Below are 23837 nucleotides of genomic sequence, written 5' to 3'. Positions count from 1 at the left end.
ACGCCATCCGCACGCTGTATAACGAGGTACGCCTGCACGAGGGCATCGGCTACGTCACCCCTGACGATGAGCACCACGGCCGCGGCGAGGCCATCCGGGCCGCCCGTCGCGCGGGGCTGAAGGACGCACACGAGGCCCGGGTTGCAGCCCGGCGAGAACTACGCCAGGATCCCCTATAACCCCTCCCGCGACTGATGGGTATTTAAGACCCGATCTGGTGCATTTTCTCTGACACACCTCGGGTTGGAGAAGATCAGGCCGCGCTTCTTGGCGAATCCGAACAGCGATCGCATCGCGCTGGTCGCGGTGGCGCGTCGTGAACCGCTGAGCGGTCCCAGCGCTGTTCTGATGTCGGAGCGGGTGACCTCTCGCAAGTGGTCGTAGCCCGCCGCCCAGTCGTCGAGGAATGGCCGGATGCATCCGAAGTAGACATAGATGCTGGATGCGGACCGGGGCCGTGACCTGGTGTCGCCGTTGAGGAGGACCAGCAGCCACTCACGGACGGGATTGATGAAGCCGGGTGCGAGATTGTTGGCGCTCTGTGACGTTGGCTCTGGCACATTCTCTGTGGAGCGTCACGTTCTGTCAGCGTTCAGATCGCGTAGAGGATGCGGATCTTGAGCAGGTCGAAGTTGGCGCGGCCGAACATCTGACGCTTGATCGCTTTGATCTTGTTGACGATGCCCTCGACGGCGCCGGAGCTGTGCGGCAGGGTGAGCCCGTTGATCACGGCGTCTAGGTCCCGGCGCAGCCCGTTGGTGAAGGAGTGCAGGTGAGGTAGGTCGTCGGCGTCGACGGCGGCCATCCACGCGGCGAGGTTCTCGGCGGTTCCGGTGCGGCCGGTGAGCATCGCGGCGAAGGTGGCCACGTGCCCGGCGGTGGCGTCCAGCGGAGGTGATCGGGTAAGGATGTCCTGGAATTTGGCCTGGTCGTCGGGGTCAAGCCGGTCGGGGTGGGTGCAGAGCCATCGGGTGACCTGGCGGGTTGAGGGCGTGGTCGGCTTGGCGGGGAGGGGGTCGCTGCCGGTCGTACGGAAGTGCTGCAGGTAGCGGCGGACGGTCTGGGGGCTGCCGCGGTAGCCCCGCTCCTTGATCTCCTCGGTGAGGTGGGCGGCGTTGTGGCAGCCTTGGTTCCAGCGGTGGTGCAGGTAGTCGGTGTAGTTATCGATGGGCGAGGAGCGGATGCCCGGCGCGGAGCGGACCAGTAGCTCCTCGGGGTCGGCGGCGCGGGCGAATCTGCGCACGGTGGCGCGGTTGATGCCCAGGTCGCGGGCGATTTGGGAGTGGCTGTGGCCCAGCGCGAGTCGCTCGTGTACGGCCTGGTGGCGTTCGGTCGTGCGGGGCACGATCCGGCCGTCCTGGCGACGCGCTGCCAGCGCTTCGTCAAATACGGCGGCCGAGGCCGGCAGGCTCTCCGGGGTTCCGTTGGCGTCCTGCTCAGGGTGGGGTTCGGCCAGGTCGGCGCGGTGCCGGGCGACGGTCTTGTCGACGTAGTCGATCAGGTTCTTCCACAAGTGGAACCTGTCGGCGACCTGGGTGGCGTTCGGTGCGCCTCTGGCGGCGCCGTCGGCGTAGGCTCCGGCACGGTCCCGGCAGATCACCTCCACCTCGGGATGTCCGGTGAGCCATGCGGCCAGGGTGTCGGCCTCCCGGTCGGTGAGCAGGTCGATGACGGTGTTGGTGTCCATGTCCACCAGGACGGTGCCGTAGGTGTGGCCGCGGCGGGTGGCGAAGTCGTCCACGCCGAGCGTGCGCACTTCCCCGGGCGGGCGCTGGGGTAAGGCACGGAGCAGCCGGATCAGGCTGATGCGGGAGGCGGTGGAGACAACGCCCAGGTCGGCGGCGATCCGGCTGCCCATACGGCCACCCGCTGCCCGGGCCACCAGCTCAAGCACCGCCCGCAACGACGGCGTACGCCGTTGGCGGCGCTGCGCCAATCCCGGCAGCTCTGCGGTGAAGGTGCCCAGGTCGCAGCCGGGATTGTCGCAGCGGAAGCGGGTCACCTCGACCTCGACCACCACGGCGTGGCCTTCGACGGCGTCATGGTGGAGACGACGCCGGTAGCTGCCGTGACGGCGTGTCGTGATCGTGCCGCAGGATCGGCAGGCGGCTTGCGTCGCGCCGTCCCGGGTGATGATCGTCACGGTGTCCTCGGCGGGGAGGATCTCGGTGATCTCGACGTTCTGCAGGGAGGGGAAGACCAGGCTCAGGCAGCAGTCTTCCCCGCAGGCGCACTCATGGCGCATGATGGGCCTCGCGGTCGTTTTGCAAGATCGGTTCTTCGACAAACCGGATCATGACGAAACGGCCGCATCTCATGCACGGACGGTTATCGAAGAGAGATCATCCTCGCCGCAGGGCGGGTCTCCTCCCGCCGCGTCACCCTACGCAGTCGGCTCCACAGAGAATGTGCCAGAGCCAACTTCAGAGAGCGGCATCAAGATGGCTTGTGACGCGGTCGATCCAGGATCTGATCGCTGGAGCGGAGTCGTCGTGGAGCAGGTCCAGATCGGTGAGTACTTCGATGAGGCGAGGCCGCGACACCCAGCGCTGCGGCCGGGCTCGGACCTCGCTAAGCGGGACACGCTCACCTGCCGGGAGGCTAGTCAGCACCGTGACGAGCCCATCCAGCACGCATCTGGTGGTCGAGGGGTTCCAGCCACCGACTTGGCCGAGTTCCTGAGCGTGACGTGCCGCTGCCCGCAGCACCGGATCGTCTGCCGTCAGCGCCGGATGCCGCCAGCGAGGCGGGACCGGCTGGCCGTCCTTGCGCCGACGCTCTGATGCTCGCGCCGAGCACGCGTTGCTGCAGTAGACCTGGTCGCGGCGCCGCTTCTCGGGCAAAGGGGTGCCGCAGTGTGCGCAGTTCATCGAGGCGGTAGCGATCGCCCGCCCCCGGTGCGCGGGGCGACCGGCCGATCTTGGCCGACCGCCGTGCTCTGGTCATCGTCGTGGTGCCGCGGCTGGGCGACAGCCTCGGGTTCGGGGATCAGCAGTTCGTCGACGCCGCAGCCCAGCACGGTGCAGATGACGTCGAGCTCATCGAGCTTGACCACGTTGGGGCTTCCCGACCACAGGCCCGACATCTTGCCGGCACTGATGACCAGGCCACGTTCGGCGAGCATCCGCTGGAACTCGCTGGCCTTCCAGATGCCGCGGTTCGCGGCCGCCAGGCGCAGGTTCCATTTCATCGGGTGAGTCCTTTCCATCGGTCGGCGACGCGGCGCTGTCCGGTGACCCAGGCGTCTTCGACATGGGTGGCATGGACGTGGATGTATCTGGCCGTGGTGCCGGTCCAGGCGTGGCCGAGCAGCTCCTGGATCGCGAACAGGTTCATCCCGGCCAGGTAGAGCTGGGAGGCGCAAAAGTGCCGCAGCACGTGCGGTGTTAGCCGCCCCGACCAGGTCGGCAGATACCGGTCGACAGCATCGATCAAGGCACGGCGAAACACGTCCGCCGTGGCGCGGGTGCACGTGCCCTCAGCGTTCTTCCGCTCGGAGGGGAACAAGGGCGTGCGGTGACTGGACAGGTCGAGCTCGAAGAGCCCGAGGACGTCTTCGATGAACCAGCGCAGGCTGCGATCGGCGCCGTTGATTAGGGGCACCAGCCGTGGCTTGGGCCCTTTGCGGCGAGACCCCTTGCCATGGCGGACGTTCAGCTTGCCGAACCGGCCCAGCTCCCAGCGCACGTCATCCAAGTCGAGCATCCGGGCCTCGTTGATCCGTAACCCGACGTCGGCGACCAGCCGGGCCACGGCGTAGTTGCGGGCCGCCGGGGCGAACTTGCGGCAGCTCAGCAGCTCTTCGCGCCACCCGGCGAACAGTTGCTCGATCTCCTCGACGGTCGGTGGGACCCGCAGCTGCGGATCCACGGACAACCGTGGCCGGTTGACCTCATCGAGCGGGCACTCGACGACGCGGCCAGTGAGGTTGTGCAGCTCAACCCTGTGCCGAAGCTCCAAAAACCGGAAGAACACCGTCAGAGCAGCCGCCCGCCCGGTGCGAGTGGAGGGCTTGGCGTCTCGCAACACCTTGCCGAAGTAGACGTCGCCGTCTTCGGGTTGCATCTCCCACAGCGGCCGGCCGAACCAGTCCCGGATCAGCTCCAGATGATTGGCGTCGTTGCTGATGGTGCTGTCGGTCAGCCCTGCCGACGCGCGAGCCAGCACGAACCCCGCCAGCACGTCGGTCTCGAAGGCGGCAAGATCTTCTTCGCTGCCAGGGGCTCGATACTCGCGTAGATCTCGTACGACTCCCAGCGCCAACCCGCGCCTCCCGACTTCACCAGTACCGCCATCTCATCACTCCTGTGACAGAAGCTTCACGGAGAGTGAAGCTACTTCAGGGCGTGCTGATCGATCTGGCAAACGGGAGAAGACGCAGTTCGCAGGCAGTGAGCATGCAGGGTGAGGAGGATTCGGCGCCCTCAACTCAAGAACTGTTGCTTACCCGTGTAGCCGGCGCAGGCCAGGTAGAGCTTGAGCAGGGCGACGTAGCCGCGATCGTCCAGCAGGACGGTGCGTACGCTGCCGCCCTTGCCGTGGATGCGGACGTGTTCGTCGTCCAGGCGCAGGTCGAGGTCCTCTACGTACAGGCTGCAGACTTCGGAGGCGCGGGCGCCGCACACGTAGGCGGTCTCGAACAGCACCCGATCCCGCAGCCGGTCCAGCGGCAGATCCTTGCGCGGCCGCCGCGAGCAGATAATCACCGTGACCATGAAGGACCCGCGACCGCGCCATCGGCCGGCTGCTGTTCTACTCCGGGCTGCGCATCGCCGAGCTGGTCGCCCTCGATGAGACGGACGTGCCGCTGTCGGCCCGCAAGGGCAAGGTCATCGTCCGCAACGGCAAGGGCGAGACCTCCCGCGAGGTTCCCCTGCTCGACGCCACCGTGCGCGAGACCGTCAAGGGGTGGAAGAAGGAGCGGAGCCAGTGGCTGGGCGCGGGCGGCCCGGCGCTGTTCCTCAACCGCTACCGCGGCGGTCGGCTGTCAGCCCGCGCCATCGACCAGCTGCTCGACGAACTCGCGGCCGAGGCCGACCTGGTCGACGACACGGCGCGCCCGCCGCCTCCGCGCACACTTTCTCCACCAACCTGCTGCGCCAGGGCATGGGCATCGTCGTGGTCGCCAAGCTCCCCACCGACCAGTAGCACCACGCATACCGGTGGCGCATGCCGAGAAGGCCGATCCTTGCCAGGAGAAGGCGGCATAGCACGCCCGCTGTGTCTCGGGGCGTGCTCCACGCACGCCCCGAGACCCCTGACTTTTATGGCACTTGGAAGCAGGGTGAGAACTCCGAGGTACGACCGGGGACCAGCGGAACCCCGTTACCGGAGGTCGCGATGGCCGTGATGTACTTGCCACTCGCGACGCGCTGGGTCATCGCCGCGCTGCCGGTGCCGGGAAGGGCGCCGGAGCCGAGGAGGGCCGAGCCGATCCAGGTCTGGCCTTCGCCGTTCCCCGACGGGTCGCAGGTGTCGTTCTTGTAGAAGTCGATCTCGGTCGTCTCCGACGGGTCGGCATGGAAGCTGGACGCGTCCCAGTCGATGCTGGTCACGCCCAGCACGGTCGCGACCCTGGTGATCAGCGGATGGTTCTGGAGGCCGTTCGGGCCGGCGTCGCCGTCGCCGTTGGGCAGCACCGTGCCGTCCCGGTTGAGGTCGATGCCGAGGCCGTCGTTGTCGTGGATGCGGTTCTGCGTGATGGCGTTGAGCATTCCGGTGCCGACGCCGACACCCGCGCCGTGGTTGTTCACGATCACGTTGGTCTTGAAGCCGGAGCCGCCGATGCGGTTGGCGTCGCCGCCGGAGATCTGGATGCCGTCGCCGTCGTTACCCAGGTCGTTGGTGTCCGTCGCGTCGGTGCCGATGTGGTTGCCCCAGACGAGGTTGCCGACGGCCTTCTGCGGATCGCCTGAGTCGGTCAGCGAGATACCGTAGAAGGAGTTGCCGGACACGACGTTGCCGGCGTTCGCGGCGTCGCCGCCGATGATGTTCAGGTTGCCGGTGACGAGGATGCCTCCGAGGTTCCCGAGGGCGGTCGTCTGCGCGGCGTTGGTGCCGATCGTGTTGTGCAGGACGACGTTCTCCTCGCCGGCGAGGTCGAGGCCGGGGCCGGTGCTGGTGTTGACGACCAGGTTGCCGTCATCGTCCCCCGGGCCGCCGATGACGTTCTTGGTCGAGCCCGCCTCGATCACCACGCCGCGGCTGTTGGCCAGAGCCTGCGAGCTCGTGGCATCGGTGCCGATCGTGTTGCCCAGGATCGCCGTTTTCGTCGCCGGGCCGTTGAGTGCGGCCGTGCCTTGGACGAGGATCGCAGGGCCGGCGTTGCTGGAGATCAGGTTGCCGGACCCGTCGGCCGTACCGCCGATCTTGTTCCCCTCGCCTCGTACGACGTGCACGCCGCCGCCGCGGTTTCCGATCTGGCCCGTCGTGACGCCTGGGTCGGTACCGATGATGTTGCCCTGCATCTCGTTGCCGTCCCCGGCGATTTTGACGCCGGCGTTGCCGCTGGCGTTGCCGAACAGGGGGCCGCTTGCAGCGACCACGTTGCGGTCCTCGATGACACTGCTGCCGACCTCGTTGCCGTTACCCGCGACATCGATCCCGTCGCCGACCGCGCCATTGAGGAACGTCGGCGGCGCCGCGAGCTGCTGGTGGGTGCCGATGTAGTTGCCGCGCACCCGGTTGTCGTTCCCGATCACCTTGATCCCGTCGCCGTCGCCGGCCGGCAGCGCCGCGACGCCGTTGCCGGTGTTGCCGATCACCAGGCCGCTGATCGAGGAGTCGTGCGTCTGGACGACGAGGCCGTTGTGGGCGTTGGCCGCGTCGATCCAGATCTGGATCGTCGCGGGCATGACCAGCGTCGCCGCCACCGCTCCCGGTTGCAGGTACCCGCGTACGTTGACCGGGTCGGTGATCGTCGGCAGGTCGGACTGGAGCGTGATGACGAAGGGCCCCACGCCCGGGATGTTGAACACGATTGCGTCCGCCGGGCAACCGGCCGGAGCGTTCGGGGTGGCGTTCGCGTCCTGGATCGCCCGGCGCAGGCTGTTCGCCCCCCTGTCGTTCGCGTTCAGTACGGGGAACGCCACCGGGGCCGGGCACCCCATGGCCGCCGCCGCGGGCGCCGGCCCGACGACGGTCGCGGCGATCAACGACAATGACACCGCCCCCACACCACGCGACCCCGCCGGCCCCCGGCCGGGCGGTCCTCAGGGATCAGATATCGGCGTACAGACGTGCGGTGATGCGTCCCCATGATGGCTCGTCGTGGTGTGGTGGATCGATCGTTATCGTGGGTAGGCAAGCGAAATAGCTGGTCAGCTGCTTGAAGGTCTGTCAGGCACGTAAGCCACGTAGGCTGGCTGTCGCTGCCACGCTGGTGGATCTTCGAGAGGTCCATGCCCAGCTGGCTGCTGCGCACGAGGCGAACCGGGGAACGTCCTGGAGGCCCACCGACCAGGTGCGCGTCAACCCAACGGGCGCGGCCGCGTACATGCAGGGCGGCCGAGCCGCACACCACGTAGTGGCCCCGGGGCAGGTTCAGCCGGGCCAGCTCGGCGAACAGGCCTGCTGGATCGGTCAGCAGGCGGCTCGGCGTGGTGGAGGAGCTCATGCCGGAACCGACCTCCGCCTGCGAAGCTCATAACCAATGATCGCCAGGGTGTAAAACACGAGATCGGCTGCGAACTTGCCGAGGGCGACGCCTATGGCCGCATCTGCGACGATCATCGGGCCGACGTACATCGCGAACGGGCGGACCACCAGGGTGTCGGCCACCTCGGCCGGCCCGAACTCCACCAGCAGGCCGCGCACGGTCACGTACACGGCCGGGCGCCGTGGGTCGCTCCGTCGCCGGGCGCGCAGGTCCCGCACCAGCAGGACCGCGTAGAACGCGATCGTCTCCCCCAGCGAACCGGCGAACGCGGTGACCGCGGGGACGCCGAACCCGTCCGCGGTCCTCGCCGCGGCCACCGCGCCGAAGATCGCGGCCAGCTCGGCAGGCACGTAGCGGTTCACCCAATCCCGCACCCGGGCGCGACCGGATCGAGGAACGTCCGGGTCATGAGCTGACTGCCGGAGCGTCCGTCCGGCAGTCATCGCCGGTCCTCGCTACCAGGCCGGCCGTCGCCGATGGCGGCCAGGAGTCCGGCCCGGCTCGGGCCCGGGGTGGCGTAGCGGTGGGCGCCCTCGGCCGCGGCGAGCACCTTGCCGGCCATGCCGGGTTCTGCCAGCACGTCCTCCGGCGTGGCCAGAAGGGCCGCGATCGACGCGTACGCGCGCAGCACGTCCGGATCGCGGTACGCGGCCGTGTACATCGCCTTGGTCATCGCCCAGGCCGGGTCGGAGGTCTCATACGGCTCGCCAGTGATCTCCCCTGCGATCTCGGCCAGCCGGTGCCGGTCGAAGGCGAGCGTCATGCGGTAGAGGGGAGCGACCGTCGTCTCCGTGACCTCGTCGAACCGCGAAGCCAGCTTGCCCGCCTGGTCAGGACCGACCTCTCGCAGCAGGTCGCGCAGGCCGCAGGCGTGGAGCAGGCCGATCGACGCGCCCCGTCCCAGGGAGGGGTTCGTGCATGCCCAGGCGTCCCCGACCGCGAGGAGTCCGGTGACCACCGGCGTGCCGTCGACGACGAACCGGCGGTACCGGTCCTCGATGCCCGCGATCACCTGGATGCCGGTGAGCGGCTCGCCGGCGCCCCAAGGTGCGAGGGTCGGGTAGAGGGCCAGTGCCGCCTCCCAGGCGCGAGCCTCGCGCAGCGCGCGCAACGGCTTGTCCTGGGCGGCGGTGATGAACGCCACGCCCCAGGTGTCGCCGTCGCACGGGGCGGCGAGCAGCGACACGCTCTCGAAGTGCTGAAGGGGCGTCGCCTGCGAGGCGGGCAGTGCTCCGGTCGCCGAGCGGAAGTGGCGGGTGTAGTAGACGAACCCCGACGCCTCCCGCTCTTCCAGCGGACGGCGGCAGCCGAGAGCATCGAGCATGCCGATCACGGCCGACCGGCGGCCTGTGGCGTCGATGACCAAGTCGGCGCGGATCGCCGTGCCCTCATCGGTCAGGACCCCGGCGACGTGCGGAACCCCGCCAATCGACTGCGGGCCTGCCGTCAGCCCGGTGACCGCCAGGCCCCGGCGGATGCGGAGGCCGGGCATGCGCTCGGCGACGGCGGTCAGCGCTGCCTCCAGTACCGGCCTGCGTGCCGTCACCGTCTCGAACCGCGTGTCGGTCTCGCGCGGACCGCCGTTGAGCTCCGCGGGGAGCGCCTCGACGTGATTGACGCGGGCGGCGCCCACGGACTCGAGCTGCTCGATCACCGCGGGCAGTTCGCGCTCCATCACCTGCCGCCAGCGGGGCAGCAGGTAGTGCAGCTGACGGAACTGGCTCACCCCGCGCCGCTCCCAGCGTTCCCACAGGTCGCCGGGTCCGCCGCTGGGGAGGGCCGCGTCCCGTTCCACCACGGTGACGCGGTGCCCGTCGTTCGCGAGCAGCATCGCCGCCGCCAGACCGTTGAGCCCGGCTCCCAGCACCACTATCTCTGCCACAGCGCACCTTCCTGGTCGGATCGGTGCTGACAGCATCAGGCGCCTGGCTGCTCACCCTCCAGATCGACCGGTGGCCGGATAGTGGTCAATCGGTGCTCACTGGACGTCGAGCCGTATCTCGCCGACCTCCACCGCCCACAGCAGGTCGGTGAGGCGTTCCAGGGCCTTGGCCAGGTGCCGCCGGTAGGTGGAGAACGGGAGGTCGAGCATTTCGGCGGCCGCTTCCTGGGTGGGCGCCGTACGGACGAAGGTGCGATCGATCACCCGGTGCAGCGTCTCGGCGCGAGGTTCCCGCCCCAGCTGCTCGATACCGCCGAGCAGCATGGCGTGGAGCCTGTCGATGGAGGCTCCGTCGAAGCCGACGGCCAGCGCCGTACCCATCAGCGGGTTAGCGCCGAGCAGGTCGGGCTGGTGCAGTTCGCGCAGGGCGAGGCGGACGGCATGATTGAAGGTGCTGCGGTCAAGTGGTGCGGGCCGGAGCAACTCTGGCGGCGGCGGCCCGCTCTCCCCTGACAGCCCGCGCCTGCCCACGAGGTCGAGCCAGACCTCGACGGGCAGACGGCGCCAGTCGATTCCGAAGATCGAGTAGCGCCGCCCGCCGGACTCCGCCCTGGACTCGGTGGTGAGGGCCAAGTAACGGAAGACAGGCGCCCAGAACTCGGGATCGACGGTCGTGGCGAACGACCAGGCCAGCGGTCGTGCCACCCACTCGACCGTCGACATGATGGATCCTGCCAGTACGCCGTGCGGATCGCGATGGCCGGCCCTCCCGGACAGGAACCGGGCGATGCTGATCTGTTCACCCGGCCGGGCGGGCGAGATCCGCGCCGCGGTGTCGAGCGTGGCGCGTACGACGGGATCGGCGTCGCACAGCGACGGGTCGCAGGGGTAGACGACCTGGAACGCGAACCCGGTCAGACCGGCCGGTGAGTGCACCACGACCAGATTCTCCGGCTGCGCTTCCAGCCACCGCTCGGCGAGCGCCGCGTTCCCCTCACCCTCAAATCGTTCGATCATCTCCAGCACGCCGCGATGATCGTCGCGACGCCCGGGTATCACGGCCACCCCTCCTTGCTCGCGCAGCGCCCAGAACTGCGCCTCCAGCGGGCTGCGCCGGTGCAGGAAGATCTTCTGGTGGGCCGCGAGCCAGCGGTCGGCGCCCTCGCTGCGGCGCAGGCAGGCCATGGTGTATCCGTGAACGATCCCGTGAACGTGCCGATAGGCGTCCGGCGAGCGGCGCCGGATGTCGGCGTCGAGCAGATCGCGTACGAGATCGTGTGCGTACAGACCGTCCGTCCCCCGGCTGACATACGGCCGTCTCTCCAGCCACGCCCAGATCTCCGGAGCACGGTCACCCACGGCGCGCCGCAACAGGTCCTCGGTGGTGAGCCAGGCGTGCGCGCACACCGCGAGCCCGCTCGCGTGCGCCTCGTCCGGTACGTCACCGACCACCTGCGCCACCAGAGTGGCCACCAGATCGGGCACGTCGGCGAGGCCATCGGGCACCAACCCTGCCGCGGCGGCATCGGCGAGCAGCGCCAGCGTGAGCGGGTGCCCTCCACCCAAGGCCGCCAGATGCGGGTTGAGCGAACCGGACACTCCGGCACGATCCAGCAGTTCCGCGCTCTCGGCCGCGCTCAGCTCCGCCAGCCGGTGACAGACCGCCAGGGCGCGCCACCCCGGATCGGTACGCCACGGCGCGCTCGGCGGATTGCGCCCTGCCAGCACCACGACGGCTCCGGCCGGTACGGATGGCAGGAACTCGTCGCGGACCCAGGCGTCGAGCGTGCCTAGGTGCTCGTAGCCGTCCAGCATCAACACCGCTCCTGGACCGTCCTCTCGGCCCCAGGCGTCCCCTGCCGACCACCTGGCGATCGCCCGGTCGATGGCCATCCGTAAACTCTCCGCCGAGCAGTCGACGTCCCGGCCGTCGACGGTGACGGCCACGCGGCCCGCGGCCAGGGCCCGCATCCGGAACTGGTGAAGCAGCGTGGTCTTGCCGATACCGCCAGGACCATGCACGAACAACACCCGGCGCAGCGTGTCGGCCCCCAGCGCCGCCTCGAAACTGGCCAGCACGGCCGCCCTTCCCACGAACGCTCGGCGGCGGGCTTCATCGATGACTGACGCGAGATCCTTCGCCATCACAGCTCCCGCCCATCCACGGCCGAGGCGCAGCGCGCGACTCCGTCCGAAGCCAACGCCGTCAGAATAAGCCCCGCTGGTGCGAGCGACACCTCGTCAGACCTGGAGCTCTCGACGATCCACCGGCGCGGCAGCCGCCGCGGGCCTGCTTGCCTGACGTGCCTTAACGACCTTCAAGCCGCTGACCAGCCAGAACGCTCGACAATCCCAGATAGCGATCGACGCTGTCCTCGTCCACGACAGTGGCACTGGCGGTATTGGCCTTGGGTGACGTCGCCGTGCCGAGAGGCCGCAAGCCCTTGTCCGGCGCCGAGGAGGCGCTCGCATAACGGCCCAGGCAGTTGAGGTGGGCATGGCCCAGCGGAGACAGCCGCGCCACGTCCTCATCCTTCACCGGCACACCTTGCGGATCTGGCCGCCTCCGCCGTGGCAGATCTTGCGGGCCAGCCGGTGCCGGGACTCCTGGACGGTGAGCTGCTTGTTCAGCTTGCGCCGGTAGGTGTCGTCGATCGGGTCCACGATGGACAGCAGGTGCAGGGTCTTGTCGATCCGGCCGTACTCGGCGAACGCCTGCCCCAGCGGGGTCGGGCGCCCGCCTCGGGCGAACATGCGCAGCAGATCGTAGGCGCGCACCTGGTTGGTCACCAGCGACCCGGCGACCCGGGTCATATCCGCCCATTGGGTGCAGATCTTCTGCCGGTTGATCTTGTTGCGGGCAATCGCCTCCAACGGCCCGTAGTCGCTCGGGGTGTTGCTGCCGGGCACCTCCGAGCGCCAGAACCGCTGGTCGCCCAGGTCGGCGAAGCGGGGCGCGAACCGGTTAGCCGAGCATGGAGAAGATCCCGAACAAAACGGATCAGTCGCGGAGTTCGCCTTCGAGGAGGCCCATAAGGATCATGTCGTGCCACTTGCCATCACGGCGGAAGCCTTCGCGCACGCGGCCCTCCTCGACGAAGCCCACCTTCTCGCAGACTCGGCGCGCTGCAGTGTTCTCTGCCGCGAAGTCCAGAGTGATCCGGTGCAGGCGCATTTCGTTGAAGCCGTACCTGCACATCAGGCGCATCGCCTCAGTGGCGAAGCCACGACCCCAGACATCCTTTTCGCCAATCTGGATATCCAGCTCAGCATTCCCGACCTCCGGCTTCGCATCCCTGAGCCGGACGAATCCGACGGCGCGCCGATCGTCGAGCGACTCGATGATAAACCGGCAATTCTCATAGCCGTTGCGCGGCGCCGCCGCCAGCCGCTCCTGTGCCTGCACGAACGACTCTGGGTAGCCGCTGCTCATCCAGCGCACCACTTCGGGGTCGTGACTCCAGCGCCAGATGCTCTCGAAATCAACGGGCTCGACGGCGCTCCTCAGTCCGTCGACGTGCATGATGATCTTCCTGAAGAGTTGCCGTCATCCGGATCGGTGGTCTCGCCGAGGTCGGTGAGCAGGCCGGTGAGACGGCGGGCGATGGCGGTGTGCCGTTCGACTTCGCGGGTCCAGCCGCGTTCGTCGGCGTCCGGGACTGTACGGTTTTCTGGACAGGCCCGGGCTGGGCGCCGCGCATGCATTGGATGATCGTCCTCGGGGGCCCTTCCCGGGCTCCCTACCCCCACCCCGGCGCATAAAGCGGTCATATTCCGCTGATCGACATCGGCGGGGGTGGCGGAGATGTCAGCGCATATGGAGACAGCCTCGTGTCGCATGCCGTCAAGTACGGGCGCACTTGTCCCGCATCAAGGCAGAGCTGAGGGTCAGTTGTCTTCGGCGCGTCAATGGCGTATCGCCGTTTGCACTTCGTCCTCACGGTCAGCGTTCGGTTCGTCGTCACGTACCTGGGCGGCGGTGATGGCCACCGTGGTGACGATGTCGGCGACGGTGGCGCCGCGCGACAGGTCGTTGACGGGCTTGCGCAGTCCTTGCAGCACCGGTCCCACCGCGACCGCGCCGGCGCTGCGCTGGACGGCCTTGTAGAGGTTGTTGCCGGTGTTGAGGTCGGGCACCACGAAGACGGTCGCTCGCCCGGCCACCTGGCTGTCGGGCATCTTGGTCCGCGCCACCGAAGGGTCGACCGCGGCGTCGTACTGGATCGGCCCTTCCACCGGCAGATCAGGGCGGCGCTCGCGGACCAGCGCGGTGGCGGTGCGGACCTTGTCCACATCGGCGCCGGCGCCCGAGGCACCCGTCGAGTACGACAGCATGGCGATCTTGGGATCCACGCCGAACAGGGAGGCGGTGCGGGCCGAGGAGATCGCGATGTCGGCGAGTTGTTCAGCGGTCGGATCGGGATTGACGGCGCAGTCGCCGTACACCAGGACCCGATCGGCCAGGCACATGAAGAACACGCTGGAGACGAGTCCCAGGCGCAGGATCTCGAATGCCGGCCTGATCGTGTGTGCGGTGGTGTGCGCCGCGCCCGAGACCATGCCGTCGGCCATGCCGGTGTGGACCATCAGGGTGCCGAAGTAGGACACGTCGGTGACGTTGTCGCGGGCCAGTTCGACGGTCATCCCCCGGTGCGCCCGGACTCCGGCGTACTCACAGGCGAACCGCTCGCGCAGCTCCGCGTCGAACGGGCTGAGGACCCTGGCCTCGTCCAGGTCCAGGCCGAGTTGAGCGGCCTGGACCCTGATGCGCTCCTCGTCGCCGAGCAGGGTGAGCTCGGCCACGCCACGGCGCAGCAGGACGTCGGCCGCGCGCAGGATGCGGGGTTCCTCGCCCTCGGGCAGCACGATGTGCCGTCGGCGGGTACGCGCCCGGTCCAGCAACTCGTACTCGAACATCAGCGGCGTGACGACGTTGGTCTTGGCGATGGCCAGCCGATCGAGCAGCAGCCCGCCGTCGACGTGCTCGGCGAACAGCCGCAGTGCCGTGTCGATCTTCCCGCCGGCTTCGGGCGTGAACTGGCCCTCCACCGCCGACAGACGGGTGGCGGTGTCGAAGGTGTCGTGGTCGGTGGCGATGACCGGCAGCGGAATGGCCATGCTGCGCAGCAGCCGGTCCACTGGGGCGGGCAGATCCGTGCCGCGGGTCATGATCACCACCGACAGGGCGGGGAAACCCGGCGCGGCATGCGCCGCGATCAGCCCGGGCAGCAGCGCGGCGGCCCGATCGGAGGGGATGATCACTGCTGTGCCCTCGGTGTAGCGGTCCAGGATGCTGGGCAGCGACATCGCGCCCACCATCAGCGCGCTCGCCTCCCGGCCGAGCCCGTCGCGCTCGCCGAGGAAGAACCTGCCGTCGCAGGCATCCAGCAGATCGGCGACGGTGGGCGCGCGCAGAGAGGGCGCCTCGGGCAGCACGAACGCCGGCGTGGGGTGTTCAATTGCGATGTGCTCGGCCGCCGCCCGGGTGACCACGACCGCGAGTTCCCGGGCGTGGTGGTGCACCAGTTGCCGGGACGACAGCTCGACCGCGGCGGCGATCTCCGCGACCATCCTGCCTCTCCCGCTCACCACGTTCAGCACGGGTGTTCCCAGGTCCGCGGCCAGCCTGGCGTTGAACTCGAACTCGGTCGGCGCGCCCACATCGGTGTAGTCGGTCCCGACCACCACAACCGCGTCACACCGCCCCGCGAGCGCACGGTATCGGGCCACGATGTCGCCGGCGGCACGCTCGGCATCGGCGTGCACCTCGTCGTAGGTGACGCCGGCGTACGTCTCGTAGGGCAGGCTGAGCTGGAACCTGCTGCGGATGGTGTTGATCAGGTTGTCCTCGCGTCCTGCCCTGACGACTGGACGGAACACGCCCACGGTCTCCACCTGCCGGGACAGCAGCTCCACCATGCCCAGGGCGATCGTGCCCTTGTTGCTTCCGGCTTCGCCTGCCGCGATGTACACCGCACGTGTCATGTTCACCATTCTCGACGGACGCGGCAGACCCCACACACCGGGGAGGCGGACTCGGATCATCCAGCGGTTACGGTGCACTAGGGTCAGCCGAGCCCAAGGCTCGGAATTGTCTACCGCGGACCTGCTGCGGCGGGCAAAGACATGAGAAGGAACCGCGCGAGGCGACGCCCACCCCTGGGGCATCGGGGTGGGCGTGTGGTCTTGCGCACTACTTGAGCCAGGCGTTCTGCTGCACGATCGGCAGCCTGCCCAGGCCGAGCGTGGTGCCGGCGTTGGCCAGGGCCAGGCCGATGAGCACGATCGCGTAGATGATGTGGTCGTCCATGAAGGGGTTGTTGGCCAGGGGCAGCTCGGCCGCCCACATGAAGACCAGCATCAGGGTGCCGGTGGCGGCGGCGATCCGGGTGCCGACGCCTAGGACGAGCGCGGCGCCGATGCCGAGCAGGCCGGCCACGAACAGCCAGTCCACCCAGGCCTGTCCGGCCAGGGCGCTGAAGAAGCCGCCGAGCGCGTTCTCGCCGGTGCCCTTGAGGAACCCGGTCGTCGGGCTGCCGCCCTCGATCCAGGCGCGGTTGGCCGGGGTGGCGAACCCCCAGCCGAAGGTCTTGTCCAGGAACGCCCACAGGAAGACCCAGCCGATCGAGATCCGGGTGATGGCCCAGAGATAGTCGACGAGGCGGCGTGCATAGGTGCCTGTGCTGGTCGGGGTGACGGACCTATTGATGGTGGCGGCCATGGTGGCCCCCTTTCATCGCTGATTGGTCGTCTCTGTTACGCCTCAAGCACACCGTCTGCTCCCTTGCCGGGGCAGTGCCGTACGACCCGCAGCGCCAGGACCTTGGTCCCATCACGTCGCCGCGACATGACCAACGCCTGGGCGCCACCCTCCCTCGGCACTCCTCGCCGCCGCGATACCGTCAAACCGCCCCGGCGGGCACCAGTTAGTGGGGCGAGGGACCTTCGGCAGGACCTCCGTCCCTGGCAGCACTCGCTCTCGCGGGCAAGCCTGAGGCCCTGAGAGGTGCGTCATGACCACTGCACGCACCATCGATCTCGCGGTCAGGCGGCTGCTGGTGGCGGCGGGGAGGCGCCTTCGGTGCACAACACCCAGCCGTGGCGTTTCAGAGTGCGCAGCGAGAACGTGATCGAGATGCTGGCCGACTGGGACCGCGGGCTGCGGGTGAGGGATCCACGCGGACGTTCCCTGCATGTCAGCTGTGGCACCGCGCTGTTCCACCTGCGCGTCGCGGCCCGGGTGGCAGGACGCAGACCCGCCGCTGAGCTGCTCCCTCCCTCGGACGAGGCACCCGGCCTGCTGGCCATTGTCCGGTTCGACGCACGGGCGCCGTTGTCAGCTGAGATGCGAGAGCTGTACGAGCTCATCCCCCATCGGCATACCAACCGGAAACCCTTCAGCGAGCGGCTCATCCCGGCACCGGTGCTGAGCGAGATGCGCACCGCCGCCGTGCTTGAGCGCGCCAGGCTGATCTTTCTGGACCGGCGCAGTGCTACGGACCTGCTCGACAACGCTGCCATCGCCGAGGACGAACTGGCCATCAAGCCGGAGTACCTGGCCGAGTTGGCGGCTTGGAGCACAGGCCACGGAGTGCCCGCTCATGTCCAAGGGCCGCTGGCCATAGGCGACGTGGATCCGGTCCGCGACTTCGGCCGCCGTGTCGGCAGCGCGCGCTTTAAGGCGCGTCCTCAGCTGGCGGTGCTCACCACCGCCGCAGACGAGCCGCTGGACTGGCTGCGCGCCGGGCAGGCCCCTGCAGCGGGTGCTGCTGGTGGCGACCAAGCACGCCGTGCTCGAGCGTGGGCGGGACGGCTTCGGCTTCCGCCCTCGCGGTCGATCACGACCTCATGCCTGCGCCGTTCTGCTCACCGGGCGGACGATCCACGCGTCGGGCCCGGGGAAGATGAGGCTCTCGTGTCCGTCGTCCAGCCAGTGCACTAGGTAGGGCGGCGATCCGTCCGCGTGGCTCACCTCCACGATGAACCCTTCGCGGCGGATGCTCTCGCCGCGTACCCTCCGCGACCAGCCGACTGTCGCCTTCATCGCCGTCTCCTCAGAAGCGGTGGCCTGTTCTTCCTCTCACCCTCCAAGCCTCCGTCCTAACGGGGCAGGGCCGGAGAGGTCTCCACGGAGGAGGACTTTCGGCCCTCACGTAGCAGCCGTTCGGCTCTGCCGTTCCCGGGCGGCTTCTCTCACAGTGGCCTGAAGGAGGTTGTCCCATGAAGAGCGCGGTTCATCCGTTAGTGCTGTGTGTGCGCCTGTACCGGCACGACGACAATCCCTTGCGCCGCCGTTCCGATCGGCTGGAGTCCGTTTTCGTGCTGGCGGCTCTGGTCGTTGTGCTGGTCAGCCTGTGGCCGGCCGTGGTCGCCGGGCGGGCGGTGTACGAGGGGGCGGTGCAGGATCAGAGCGCGGGGACCGATGTTCGACGGCAGGTCATGGCCACGTTGACGCAGGATGCTCCGCCCGCCCGCGTGTCGTTCTCGGAGGTCCCCGCCGCGCAACCGGAGACGATGGCCCGCTGGACGAACCCTGAGGGCGCGGCGCGGAGCGGCTTCGTGCCGGCGCCCTCGTTGGCCAAGGCGGGCTCTGTGGTCCCGGTGTGGATCGATGCCGCGGGGGCACCCGCCTCACAGCCCGCTGACAGTGCGGTGCTCGCCATGCGGGGAATGGTGATGGGGCTCCTGGTCGTGCTCGGGACGGGGTTGCTGGTGCTGACGGCGTTCTTGGTCTTCCGCCGGCGGTTGGATCGGATCCGGTACGGCGAGTGGGACGCCGCGTGGGTGCGGGCCGGCGAGCAGCGGCGCCGCCCCAGACAGCCGTGAGCAACGGCTCAGCCCGGCTCCATCTGGGGTTTCTGGAAGCGCCAGGACACGTTCAGCTCGGGTGGGTGACGGCAGCAAGCGCACGCCCCAGCGCCTGCTCCGATGGAATCCGACGCTCCTGAGACATGCCCCGGAACCAGGGGGCACCGGGGGTCTTTAGCCGATGTACGGGTCCAGCCCTTTGAAGCCGTGATCGATACGCAGTCGAATGGCGGGGTGGATGGGGTAGTCCTGAAGAGCTTCGGGATCGACCCACCGCACCTCGCGTGCTTCAGTGGGCTCGGGCTGCATGATCCCGCCGACGACCCGGGCGCGCAAGCAGATGTTGATCGGCTGCCGCACCTCGTCGACCTTGTCACCGTGCATGTAGACGATCACGTGGTCAGGTGTGGAGAACACACCCACCAGGCCCGTCACCTCGACGTCGAGGCCGGTCTCCTCACGGCACTCTCGTGCCGCCGCCTGAGCAACCGTCTCGCCTCGCTTCACACCCCCGGTGGGGATCGTCCACAGGTCGTTGTCCGTACGACGCAGCATCAGTAGACGGCCCCCGTCGTCACGGACGAACACACTCGCCGACGCCTTACGACTGGTCGGTTTCGGCGCGTCCGGGTCACGCCAGTAATCGACGCGCTTCGCCTTCTTCGTCACGCGACGACCCCGCGATCCCACGGCCGTGCCGACGCCCATACCCGCTCGAACGATTCCACGTAGGTGTTGAACCACGTCCCGTCCATCCTGCGCAGATGGACCGTGGGCGTGTACGCGGCAAGCAGCCCGTACACATGGACGTTCACCAACATCTCGTCGTCGAAGCGGTAGATCGAGTTGTACAGCGGTGTGTCGTGCAAGCGGATCTGCACGCTGGGCGGCATGTGCTTCCGGTAGTATCCAAGCACCGCCGCCACACGTCCCGCCACGCCCCCGCCGATCTGATGCTCTGCGTCACGCGAGGCGAGCTGTTCTCCCTGTGGATCGCCGAGCAGCAGGCGCACCCGTGCACCCTCTTTCGCCTTGCCGGCCAGCGTGGGGAGCCAGTCAGGGTGTTCCTCCGTCAGGAACAGGCCGGCGAACGCCAGGAGGTCGATGTTGCGCTCGGCGTTGCGCAGCGTCTCCGTCCACAGATGGCGCGGCACGTCATTGCGGCGCGGGTAGGAAGCGACCACCTCGGCACCCACGAGTGACGCCTTGTCGATGGCGTCCGGCCACAGGTACGACTCGTCTTCTTCGAGGATGGCGGCGACCCGGTAGTGGGTTTTGGGGTAAGGGACGACCGTCCCGTGCAGCCAGCGCTCGACGGACTTGACGCTGACCTCAGCTCGGTCCGCGAGTTGACGGGGGTCGAGCCCGGCGCGGAGCATAGCCCGGCGTAGGCGTTCGTTCACCATGGCGGCATCCTGCCTTAGGACATCCGAGCGCATCCAGTTGACTGCAAGATGTCGCTAGGTGTCCAGGGGTGACGATGCGCTGTCCTGTAGTCACAGATGATGCTGAGGCTGTGAACAACGCCGTACGCCAGCAAGTGCCTCCCGCTGACAAGGTGGCCGTCGAGATCAACAGCATGATCCTTCACGTGCCAAAGGGCACGACGACCGTGTATCGCGTGCAGGCCCACATCAACCCGGTGAAGCCCGCGGAGGTCTCCCGAGCGATCCTGACGACGGATCTCATGTTCGCCTGGACATGGCTGATCGAGGCGCTTGCCGATCAAGGTTGGGGAGAAGTGGTCGCGTTCGATGTGGCGCTCAAGACGTGCCCCCGGTGGTCTCGCAACCTGGGCCGGATTGACGGACCCACCAAATACCCGAACCCGCTCAGGCACCCGCCGATCGAGTCCTGACCCATGCTCGGTGTGACCAAGCTCGTTTGGTCGCCTTACCAGGGCCGTGGCGCTCGCACCCGGGTACGCGATCACGTCACCGTTCACGAGGGAACCGAGCTGGAGCTGATCACCGAGGCGGGTCAGTGGGCAGTTCGCCGGACGACATGGGAGGGCTTCCGGATGATCCGGCAAGAGGAGACGGCACGAGGGGTCTCGCGTAGGGCGAAGGATGCGTGGCACTGGCTGACTGGCCGGTGGGTCTAGCCTAGGGCCGTCTCTGGGCGGCACGGCGTGTGACGTGCCAACGGGTCCTCGGAGACTGGAGGGTCCCCGCCGAGAACCGTGCGGCGGGGGCTCATGATCGAATTCCTCACGAAGCCTGCGGGCGATCACGAAGGGCCCCTAGACAACGTACGGACACCGCTGAATTCATCACATCATGAATATCGATTGCGGCCCCCCGGTCAGCGGGCTGAGGGGCCTCGACTAAAGGTCTTTCGTCCCCGCGAAACCGGGCGTTCGCCCCTGGCGGGCGTGCGAGCGCCAAGTGAAGACTGGACAAGATCCAAGGGTTGCGCAGGAGGTTCCTACGGTGGCGAACAAGCAGTGGACCGTGCAGATCTATCTCGCCGATGAAGGGGATGAGACATCGGCACGTGCTGTCCTGATCACCAAGGGCGGCGGGCGTGTGGACGGTATAGGGCGCAGGCACCGCAACCCAGCCGATGCCCGGGTGCCCGAGATCGGCGAGGAGGTGGCCGCCTCTCGCGCACTGGCCGACCTGGCCGGCAAGGTGGCGGCCATCACCAAGCAGGATCTCGCGGAATCCGCCGCCATCCCGGCCGAATCGTGATGGACGACGCCGATATCTTCTACCCAAATGTCCCGTAGGAGGCCCTTGTCCCCGCGGCCAGGGGACTTCGGTCCAGGCTGCTGGAGAAGTTCGGCCCCAGCGCATCCGCGACACGCCGCGGTCGGAGTCGGCGGGCAGGGAGGGGCTTGCGGCCCGCGCTCTCGGACCTTTGGCAGGCCAGAGCGTGAGATGCCAAGGGCTATTCTGCCGAGAAGGCTGAGTCCATGATCGATGAGATGGTGCGATCCCTCCCGGTCAACTATCACTCCGTGTGACGTTGGACGTGAAGAGGTGGGACCTTCGGCCCTACCGCGACCATCGACGTCCCTAACAGCATGAAGTGATTCGGTGAAGGGCCTGGGCTCTTCGGCGAGACTCAGCTGGAGGGAAGATGGACAGGAAGCTTGCCCCGCGAGGCCCGCGTGGACATCCCTTCGGGCTTTCCGCGGAGGTGGAAAACGGCACAGCGCAGATCGCGGTCTCAGGAGAGATCGACATCGCGACGGCACCGACGTTGGCAGAGCTGCTCGTCGGCACGATGGCCGAACCGGGTACGGCCGCCGAGGTCGACCTGGGCAACGTGTCCTTCATGGACGCGTCTGGCCTCACCGCCCTCATCCGGGCCGATGACAGGGCCCGGGACATCGGCGGGCAACTGCACCTCTCCCGCGTCCCCGAACGTGTCTCCCGCCTCCTGAAAATCACTCATTTGGACCGCCGCTTCTCCGTACTCGCCTGATCGCTGCCACGTACCCCAAAAGAACACGCACAGCTGAGAGGCAAAACCCCAGCTCGGCACCTCTGTGAACAGGGCTGTGTCGCTAGTTGGCGGCTGGGGCCACCTCCGGGAGAAGGACGCCGTCGAGGAGTTCCGGCGACGGGGCGGCGACGTCGTCCCCAAACCACGCAACCCCGCCCGCGGCGACATCGACGGCGACGAGACCGTCATCCTGGGCATCGTCGTGTCGGTACTGCATAACTTCTAGTGCCAATATCCGTCGTAGTGGTCGACCAGGTGCTGGGCGTCTGGGCCGGCCGAAGCGGCGGCGACTGTGAGGTCGGCCTCTCGGAGGATCTCCGACCGCACCAGCGGCGGCACCGACGCCGCCGGCACCTCCTGGCCGTCGCGGTGGAAGGTCATCGGGTTGGTCGCGCACAGCGCGTCCAGGTCCCAGCCCTCGTCGGACATGCCCTCGACGACGCGCAGGAGCCAGCGGGCCTGCCAGCCCGCAAGGTCGCGCACCACCTCGCCCTGCCCCTCGTGACAGTCGTGCTCCCAGTAGCCGATCGACACGCCGGTCCAGCCGTGCCGGATCAGCTCCGTCCGGGCCAGGTCGTAGCGCACGACGTGACCGGCGACGCGGTCCGGCTCTTCCACGTACACCTCGCGGAGGACTTGTTCGAACGGCTGCGCCAGACCCCTCTCGCGCCACGCGCCCACCTCCTCGGCGCTTGCGTCGGCCGGGTGCCATAAGGCGACAGGGCCCTTGGGGCGGCGCCCGGCCAGTTCCCAGCCGTCGACGGTTCTGACTGGCAGGCCTGAGGGGCCGCCGGGGATCCGCCACACCAGGGTGCGTGCGTCGGGGCCAGTGACGGGGTGGTCGAGGAGGTGCTCGCCGACCTCACGCCAGGTCCATTCGCGCTGGTGGATGAGCGCCTGTTCCAGGCGGTAGCGCGCGGCCGTGCGCGCCTGCTCGACCTCTCTGGGCGTGGCGGCGGCGGGCAGAGTGCGGTCGAGGAACTGGTCGCGGGTCAGCGCGGCCGCGTCGGCGAGCGCATCGAGCGCGCGAGTGACATTCTCCTGTACGGACGCCGCCCGCACCCGCGCCTGAATGAGCGCCAGCGGGGTGACTGTCTCGGGTCCGCCCCGGCGGACCAGCACGCCGATAGCCCCGTTGGCGACGGTCTCGCTGCGGCAGGTGGAGCCGGGGCCATCGTGGCCGGTGCCGCAGGTGACGGCGGCGTCGGCGAGCAGCGACGGGACCCAAGGTTCGTCAATGACCTCGCAGGTCCAGATCAGGCCGCGCGCCACCGAGACGGTCCGGCCCTTCAGGAAGCGGTCCTCGCTCCAGCTGATGTCGGCGTGGTGGCAGACGAACGGGCCGCCCCGGTAGGCGGCCAGGCGGATGACCAGCTCGTGGACCAGGGCGATGGCCTCAGGAGTGAGCAGGTCGCAGACGACCGGCAACCAGCCGTCGCCTGGGGCCGGTGTGTCGGCGGCGGCCCAGTGACGCAGCAGCGGCAGCATTCCGGCCAGGCGGAGGCCGTACTCCTCGGCCAGCATCGTGGCGAAGGGGTCGGCCTCCCCGATCACGTTCCTGACCGCACCGGCTGGGCCCTCCTCGGTGAGCAGGCTCTCCAGGAGCGGCTGGAGCTCTCCGAGGTCCGTCAGGTGGCCGAACAGGTCGCGGCGCTGTTGCGGATGGAGCAGGTGGGCGGCCGACAGCGGAATCCGATAGAGCTCCTCGTGGCGGGTGTGACCCTGGCGGGCCCAGTAGCCGGCGCGTTCGGCCAGGTTCCAGGCGTCGTCGGGAGTCCAGTCGACGGCGCGCCCGGCCACGGTGCGGACCAGGCGCAGGACGCGCTCGTCGTAGTCGTGGCCGCCCTGCGGGCCGAGCCAGAGCTTGGTGTGGGCGTAGGTGCCGAAGAGGCGCCAGTCGGTGCCAGGGCCGGGGTCGAGGCCCTGCTCGGTGAGGGAGTCGAAGCGCCGGTAGGCCTCCTTGGTAGCCGGTTCCAGATGATCCCAATTCCCCGCGAACGTCACCCGGTGATCGTAGTCGCACGATGTCCGAATGAA

At 68.5% G+C, this 23837-nt stretch carries 23 protein-coding genes and 1 pseudogene; 7 read left to right on the top strand and 17 right to left on the bottom strand.

Features of this window, described 5'->3' with window-relative positions; translation table 11 throughout:
- Positions 1-592: 592 nt before the first annotated feature.
- The 4 genes from ACTWQA_RS45995 to ACTWQA_RS45980 all read right to left on the bottom strand — a co-directional run bounded on the left by ACTWQA_RS45995 (position 593) and on the right by ACTWQA_RS45980 (position 4715).
- Positions 593-2245: an ISL3 family transposase gene (locus tag ACTWQA_RS45995; RefSeq protein WP_443165175.1), complete on the bottom strand. Its 1653-nt coding sequence runs from the start codon at positions 2243-2245 to the stop codon at positions 593-595.
- 621 nt (positions 2246-2866) lie between these two features.
- Positions 2867-3190, bottom strand: coding sequence for a helix-turn-helix domain-containing protein (locus ACTWQA_RS45990; RefSeq protein WP_433014192.1), 324 nt, complete (start codon positions 3188-3190; stop codon positions 2867-2869).
- A complete protein-coding gene (locus tag ACTWQA_RS45985; protein ID WP_443165174.1) occupies positions 3187-4263 on the bottom strand; it encodes a tyrosine-type recombinase/integrase in 1077 nt (358 codons plus the stop codon). Before ACTWQA_RS45985 ends, ACTWQA_RS45990 begins: the two co-directional genes overlap by 4 nt.
- 161 nt (positions 4264-4424) lie before the next feature.
- Entirely contained in the window at positions 4425-4715 is a 291-nt protein-coding gene (locus ACTWQA_RS45980; RefSeq protein WP_443165173.1) for a tyrosine-type recombinase/integrase, read from the bottom strand.
- Positions 4716-4735: 20 nt separating this feature from the next.
- Here ACTWQA_RS45980 and ACTWQA_RS45975 point away from each other — a divergent pair, with 20 nt between their 5' ends.
- Positions 4736-5350, top strand: a complete 615-nt coding sequence (locus tag ACTWQA_RS45975; protein WP_443165178.1) for a tyrosine-type recombinase/integrase — start codon at positions 4736-4738, stop codon at positions 5348-5350.
- Here ACTWQA_RS45975 and ACTWQA_RS45970 read toward each other — a convergent pair.
- From ACTWQA_RS45970 to ACTWQA_RS45930, 9 genes and pseudogenes are all read right to left on the bottom strand, one after another.
- Positions 5265-7166: a hypothetical protein gene (locus ACTWQA_RS45970; protein WP_443165172.1), complete on the bottom strand. Its 1902-nt coding sequence runs from the start codon at positions 7164-7166 to the stop codon at positions 5265-5267. The two genes, ACTWQA_RS45975 and ACTWQA_RS45970, sit on opposite strands and share 86 nt — an antisense overlap.
- A 445-nt stretch (positions 7167-7611) precedes the next feature.
- A complete protein-coding gene (locus ACTWQA_RS45965) occupies positions 7612-8019 on the bottom strand; it encodes a hypothetical protein (protein ID WP_443165171.1) in 408 nt (135 codons plus the stop codon).
- Positions 8020-8096: 77 nt separating this feature from the next.
- Positions 8097-9539, bottom strand: coding sequence for an FAD-dependent oxidoreductase (locus tag ACTWQA_RS45960; RefSeq protein WP_443165170.1), 1443 nt, complete (start codon positions 9537-9539; stop codon positions 8097-8099).
- 96 nt (positions 9540-9635) lie between these two features.
- The gene (locus ACTWQA_RS45955; RefSeq protein WP_443165169.1) at positions 9636-11684 is read right to left on the bottom strand and encodes an ATP-binding protein; all 2049 of its coding nucleotides are present in this window, start codon (positions 11682-11684) and stop codon (positions 9636-9638) included.
- Between the two features lie 163 nt (positions 11685-11847).
- A pseudogene (locus ACTWQA_RS45950) lies at positions 11848-12537 on the bottom strand (Tn3 family transposase); the annotation flags it as partial.
- Positions 12538-12540: 3 nt separating this feature from the next.
- Positions 12541-13062: a GNAT family N-acetyltransferase gene (locus tag ACTWQA_RS45945; RefSeq protein WP_443165168.1), complete on the bottom strand. Its 522-nt coding sequence runs from the start codon at positions 13060-13062 to the stop codon at positions 12541-12543.
- Positions 13044-13244 carry a hypothetical protein gene (locus ACTWQA_RS45940; protein ID WP_443165167.1) on the bottom strand — a complete coding sequence of 67 codons (201 nt, stop codon included), beginning with the start codon at positions 13242-13244 and terminating at the stop codon, positions 13044-13046. Before ACTWQA_RS45940 ends, ACTWQA_RS45945 begins: the two co-directional genes overlap by 19 nt.
- A gap of 201 nt (positions 13245-13445) precedes the next feature.
- The gene (gene pta, locus ACTWQA_RS45935) at positions 13446-15524 is read right to left on the bottom strand and encodes a phosphate acetyltransferase (protein WP_443165166.1); all 2079 of its coding nucleotides are present in this window, start codon (positions 15522-15524) and stop codon (positions 13446-13448) included.
- Between the two features lie 208 nt (positions 15525-15732).
- Complete coding sequence (locus ACTWQA_RS45930) at positions 15733-16260, bottom strand: hypothetical protein (protein ID WP_443165165.1); 528 nt, start codon at positions 16258-16260, stop codon at positions 15733-15735.
- A gap of 360 nt (positions 16261-16620) precedes the next feature.
- Between ACTWQA_RS45930 and ACTWQA_RS45925 the strand changes: the two genes are divergently transcribed.
- Positions 16621-17481 carry an Acg family FMN-binding oxidoreductase gene (locus ACTWQA_RS45925; RefSeq protein WP_443165180.1) on the top strand — a complete coding sequence of 287 codons (861 nt, stop codon included), beginning with the start codon at positions 16621-16623 and terminating at the stop codon, positions 17479-17481.
- On the opposite strand, the gene ACTWQA_RS45920 is transcribed toward ACTWQA_RS45925, so the two are convergent.
- The gene (locus ACTWQA_RS45920) at positions 17386-17583 is read right to left on the bottom strand and encodes a DUF1918 domain-containing protein (RefSeq protein ID WP_443165164.1); all 198 of its coding nucleotides are present in this window, start codon (positions 17581-17583) and stop codon (positions 17386-17388) included. The two genes, ACTWQA_RS45925 and ACTWQA_RS45920, sit on opposite strands and share 96 nt — an antisense overlap.
- 176 nt (positions 17584-17759) lie before the next feature.
- On the opposite strand from ACTWQA_RS45920, the gene ACTWQA_RS45915 reads away from it, so the two are divergent.
- Positions 17760-18365 carry an Rv1733c family protein gene (locus ACTWQA_RS45915; protein ID WP_443165163.1) on the top strand — a complete coding sequence of 202 codons (606 nt, stop codon included), beginning with the start codon at positions 17760-17762 and terminating at the stop codon, positions 18363-18365.
- A gap of 156 nt (positions 18366-18521) precedes the next feature.
- Here ACTWQA_RS45915 and ACTWQA_RS45910 read toward each other — a convergent pair whose 3' ends face one another.
- Together ACTWQA_RS45910 and ACTWQA_RS45905 are read right to left on the bottom strand one after the other, a co-directional pair.
- Entirely contained in the window at positions 18522-19055 is a 534-nt protein-coding gene (locus ACTWQA_RS45910) for an NUDIX domain-containing protein (RefSeq protein WP_443165162.1), read from the bottom strand.
- Entirely contained in the window at positions 19013-19753 is a 741-nt protein-coding gene (locus ACTWQA_RS45905; protein WP_443165161.1) for a helix-turn-helix domain-containing protein, read from the bottom strand. Before ACTWQA_RS45905 ends, ACTWQA_RS45910 begins: the two co-directional genes overlap by 43 nt.
- Before the next feature lie 110 nt (positions 19754-19863).
- Between ACTWQA_RS45905 and ACTWQA_RS45900 the strand changes: the two genes are divergently transcribed.
- The 4 genes from ACTWQA_RS45900 (at position 19864) to ACTWQA_RS45885 (ending at position 22026) form a co-directional block, all read left to right on the top strand.
- Positions 19864-20205, top strand: coding sequence for a hypothetical protein (locus ACTWQA_RS45900; RefSeq protein WP_443165160.1), 342 nt, complete (start codon positions 19864-19866; stop codon positions 20203-20205).
- A 574-nt stretch (positions 20206-20779) separates the two neighbouring features.
- Positions 20780-21040: a dsRBD fold-containing protein gene (locus tag ACTWQA_RS45895; RefSeq protein ID WP_443165159.1), complete on the top strand. Its 261-nt coding sequence runs from the start codon at positions 20780-20782 to the stop codon at positions 21038-21040.
- 391 nt (positions 21041-21431) lie between these two features.
- Positions 21432-21779 (top strand): STAS domain-containing protein, encoded by a 348-nt coding sequence (locus ACTWQA_RS45890; protein ID WP_443165158.1) that lies wholly within the window; start codon positions 21432-21434, stop codon positions 21777-21779.
- 76 nt (positions 21780-21855) lie between these two features.
- Entirely contained in the window at positions 21856-22026 is a 171-nt protein-coding gene (locus ACTWQA_RS45885; RefSeq protein ID WP_443165157.1) for a hypothetical protein, read from the top strand.
- Here the strand turns inward: ACTWQA_RS45885 and ACTWQA_RS45880 are convergent.
- Positions 22023-23804: a DUF4132 domain-containing protein gene (locus ACTWQA_RS45880; RefSeq protein ID WP_443165156.1), complete on the bottom strand. Its 1782-nt coding sequence runs from the start codon at positions 23802-23804 to the stop codon at positions 22023-22025. The two genes, ACTWQA_RS45885 and ACTWQA_RS45880, sit on opposite strands and share 4 nt — an antisense overlap.
- Positions 23805-23837 lie beyond the last annotated feature (33 nt).

It is taken from the genome of Nonomuraea sp. 10N515B (assembly GCF_052245915.1).
Classification (GTDB): domain Bacteria; phylum Actinomycetota; class Actinomycetes; order Streptosporangiales; family Streptosporangiaceae; genus Nonomuraea.
Note: the sequence above shows the minus strand (reverse complement) of the source record. Positions and strands in the feature narration are given on the sequence as shown.

Excerpts from the sequence above, each read along its gene's own strand:
- ACTWQA_RS45955 (WP_443165169.1), bottom strand. The coding sequence starts at position 11,684 with ATGGCGAAGGATCTCGCGTCAGTCATCGATGAAGCCCGCCGCCGAGCG.
- ACTWQA_RS45920 (WP_443165164.1), bottom strand. The coding sequence starts at position 17,583 with ATGAAGGCGACAGTCGGCTGGTCGCGGAGGGTACGCGGCGAGAGCATC.
- ACTWQA_RS45995 (WP_443165175.1), bottom strand. The coding sequence starts at position 2,245 with ATGCGCCATGAGTGCGCCTGCGGGGAAGACTGCTGCCTGAGCCTGGTC.
- ACTWQA_RS45940 (WP_443165167.1), bottom strand. The coding sequence starts at position 13,244 with ATGCATGCGCGGCGCCCAGCCCGGGCCTGTCCAGAAAACCGTACAGTC.
- ACTWQA_RS45915 (WP_443165163.1), top strand. The coding sequence starts at position 17,760 with ATGAAGAGCGCGGTTCATCCGTTAGTGCTGTGTGTGCGCCTGTACCGG.
- ACTWQA_RS45980 (WP_443165173.1), bottom strand. The coding sequence starts at position 4,715 with ATGGTCACGGTGATTATCTGCTCGCGGCGGCCGCGCAAGGATCTGCCG.
- ACTWQA_RS45945 (WP_443165168.1), bottom strand. The coding sequence starts at position 13,062 with ATGCACGTCGACGGACTGAGGAGCGCCGTCGAGCCCGTTGATTTCGAG.
- pta (WP_443165166.1), bottom strand. The coding sequence starts at position 15,524 with ATGACACGTGCGGTGTACATCGCGGCAGGCGAAGCCGGAAGCAACAAG.
- ACTWQA_RS45910 (WP_443165162.1), bottom strand. The coding sequence starts at position 19,055 with ATGGGCGTCGGCACGGCCGTGGGATCGCGGGGTCGTCGCGTGACGAAG.
- ACTWQA_RS45890 (WP_443165158.1), top strand. The coding sequence starts at position 21,432 with ATGGACAGGAAGCTTGCCCCGCGAGGCCCGCGTGGACATCCCTTCGGG.
- ACTWQA_RS45990 (WP_433014192.1), bottom strand. The coding sequence starts at position 3,190 with ATGAAATGGAACCTGCGCCTGGCGGCCGCGAACCGCGGCATCTGGAAG.
- ACTWQA_RS45930 (WP_443165165.1), bottom strand. The coding sequence starts at position 16,260 with ATGGCCGCCACCATCAATAGGTCCGTCACCCCGACCAGCACAGGCACC.
- ACTWQA_RS45905 (WP_443165161.1), bottom strand. The coding sequence starts at position 19,753 with ATGGTGAACGAACGCCTACGCCGGGCTATGCTCCGCGCCGGGCTCGAC.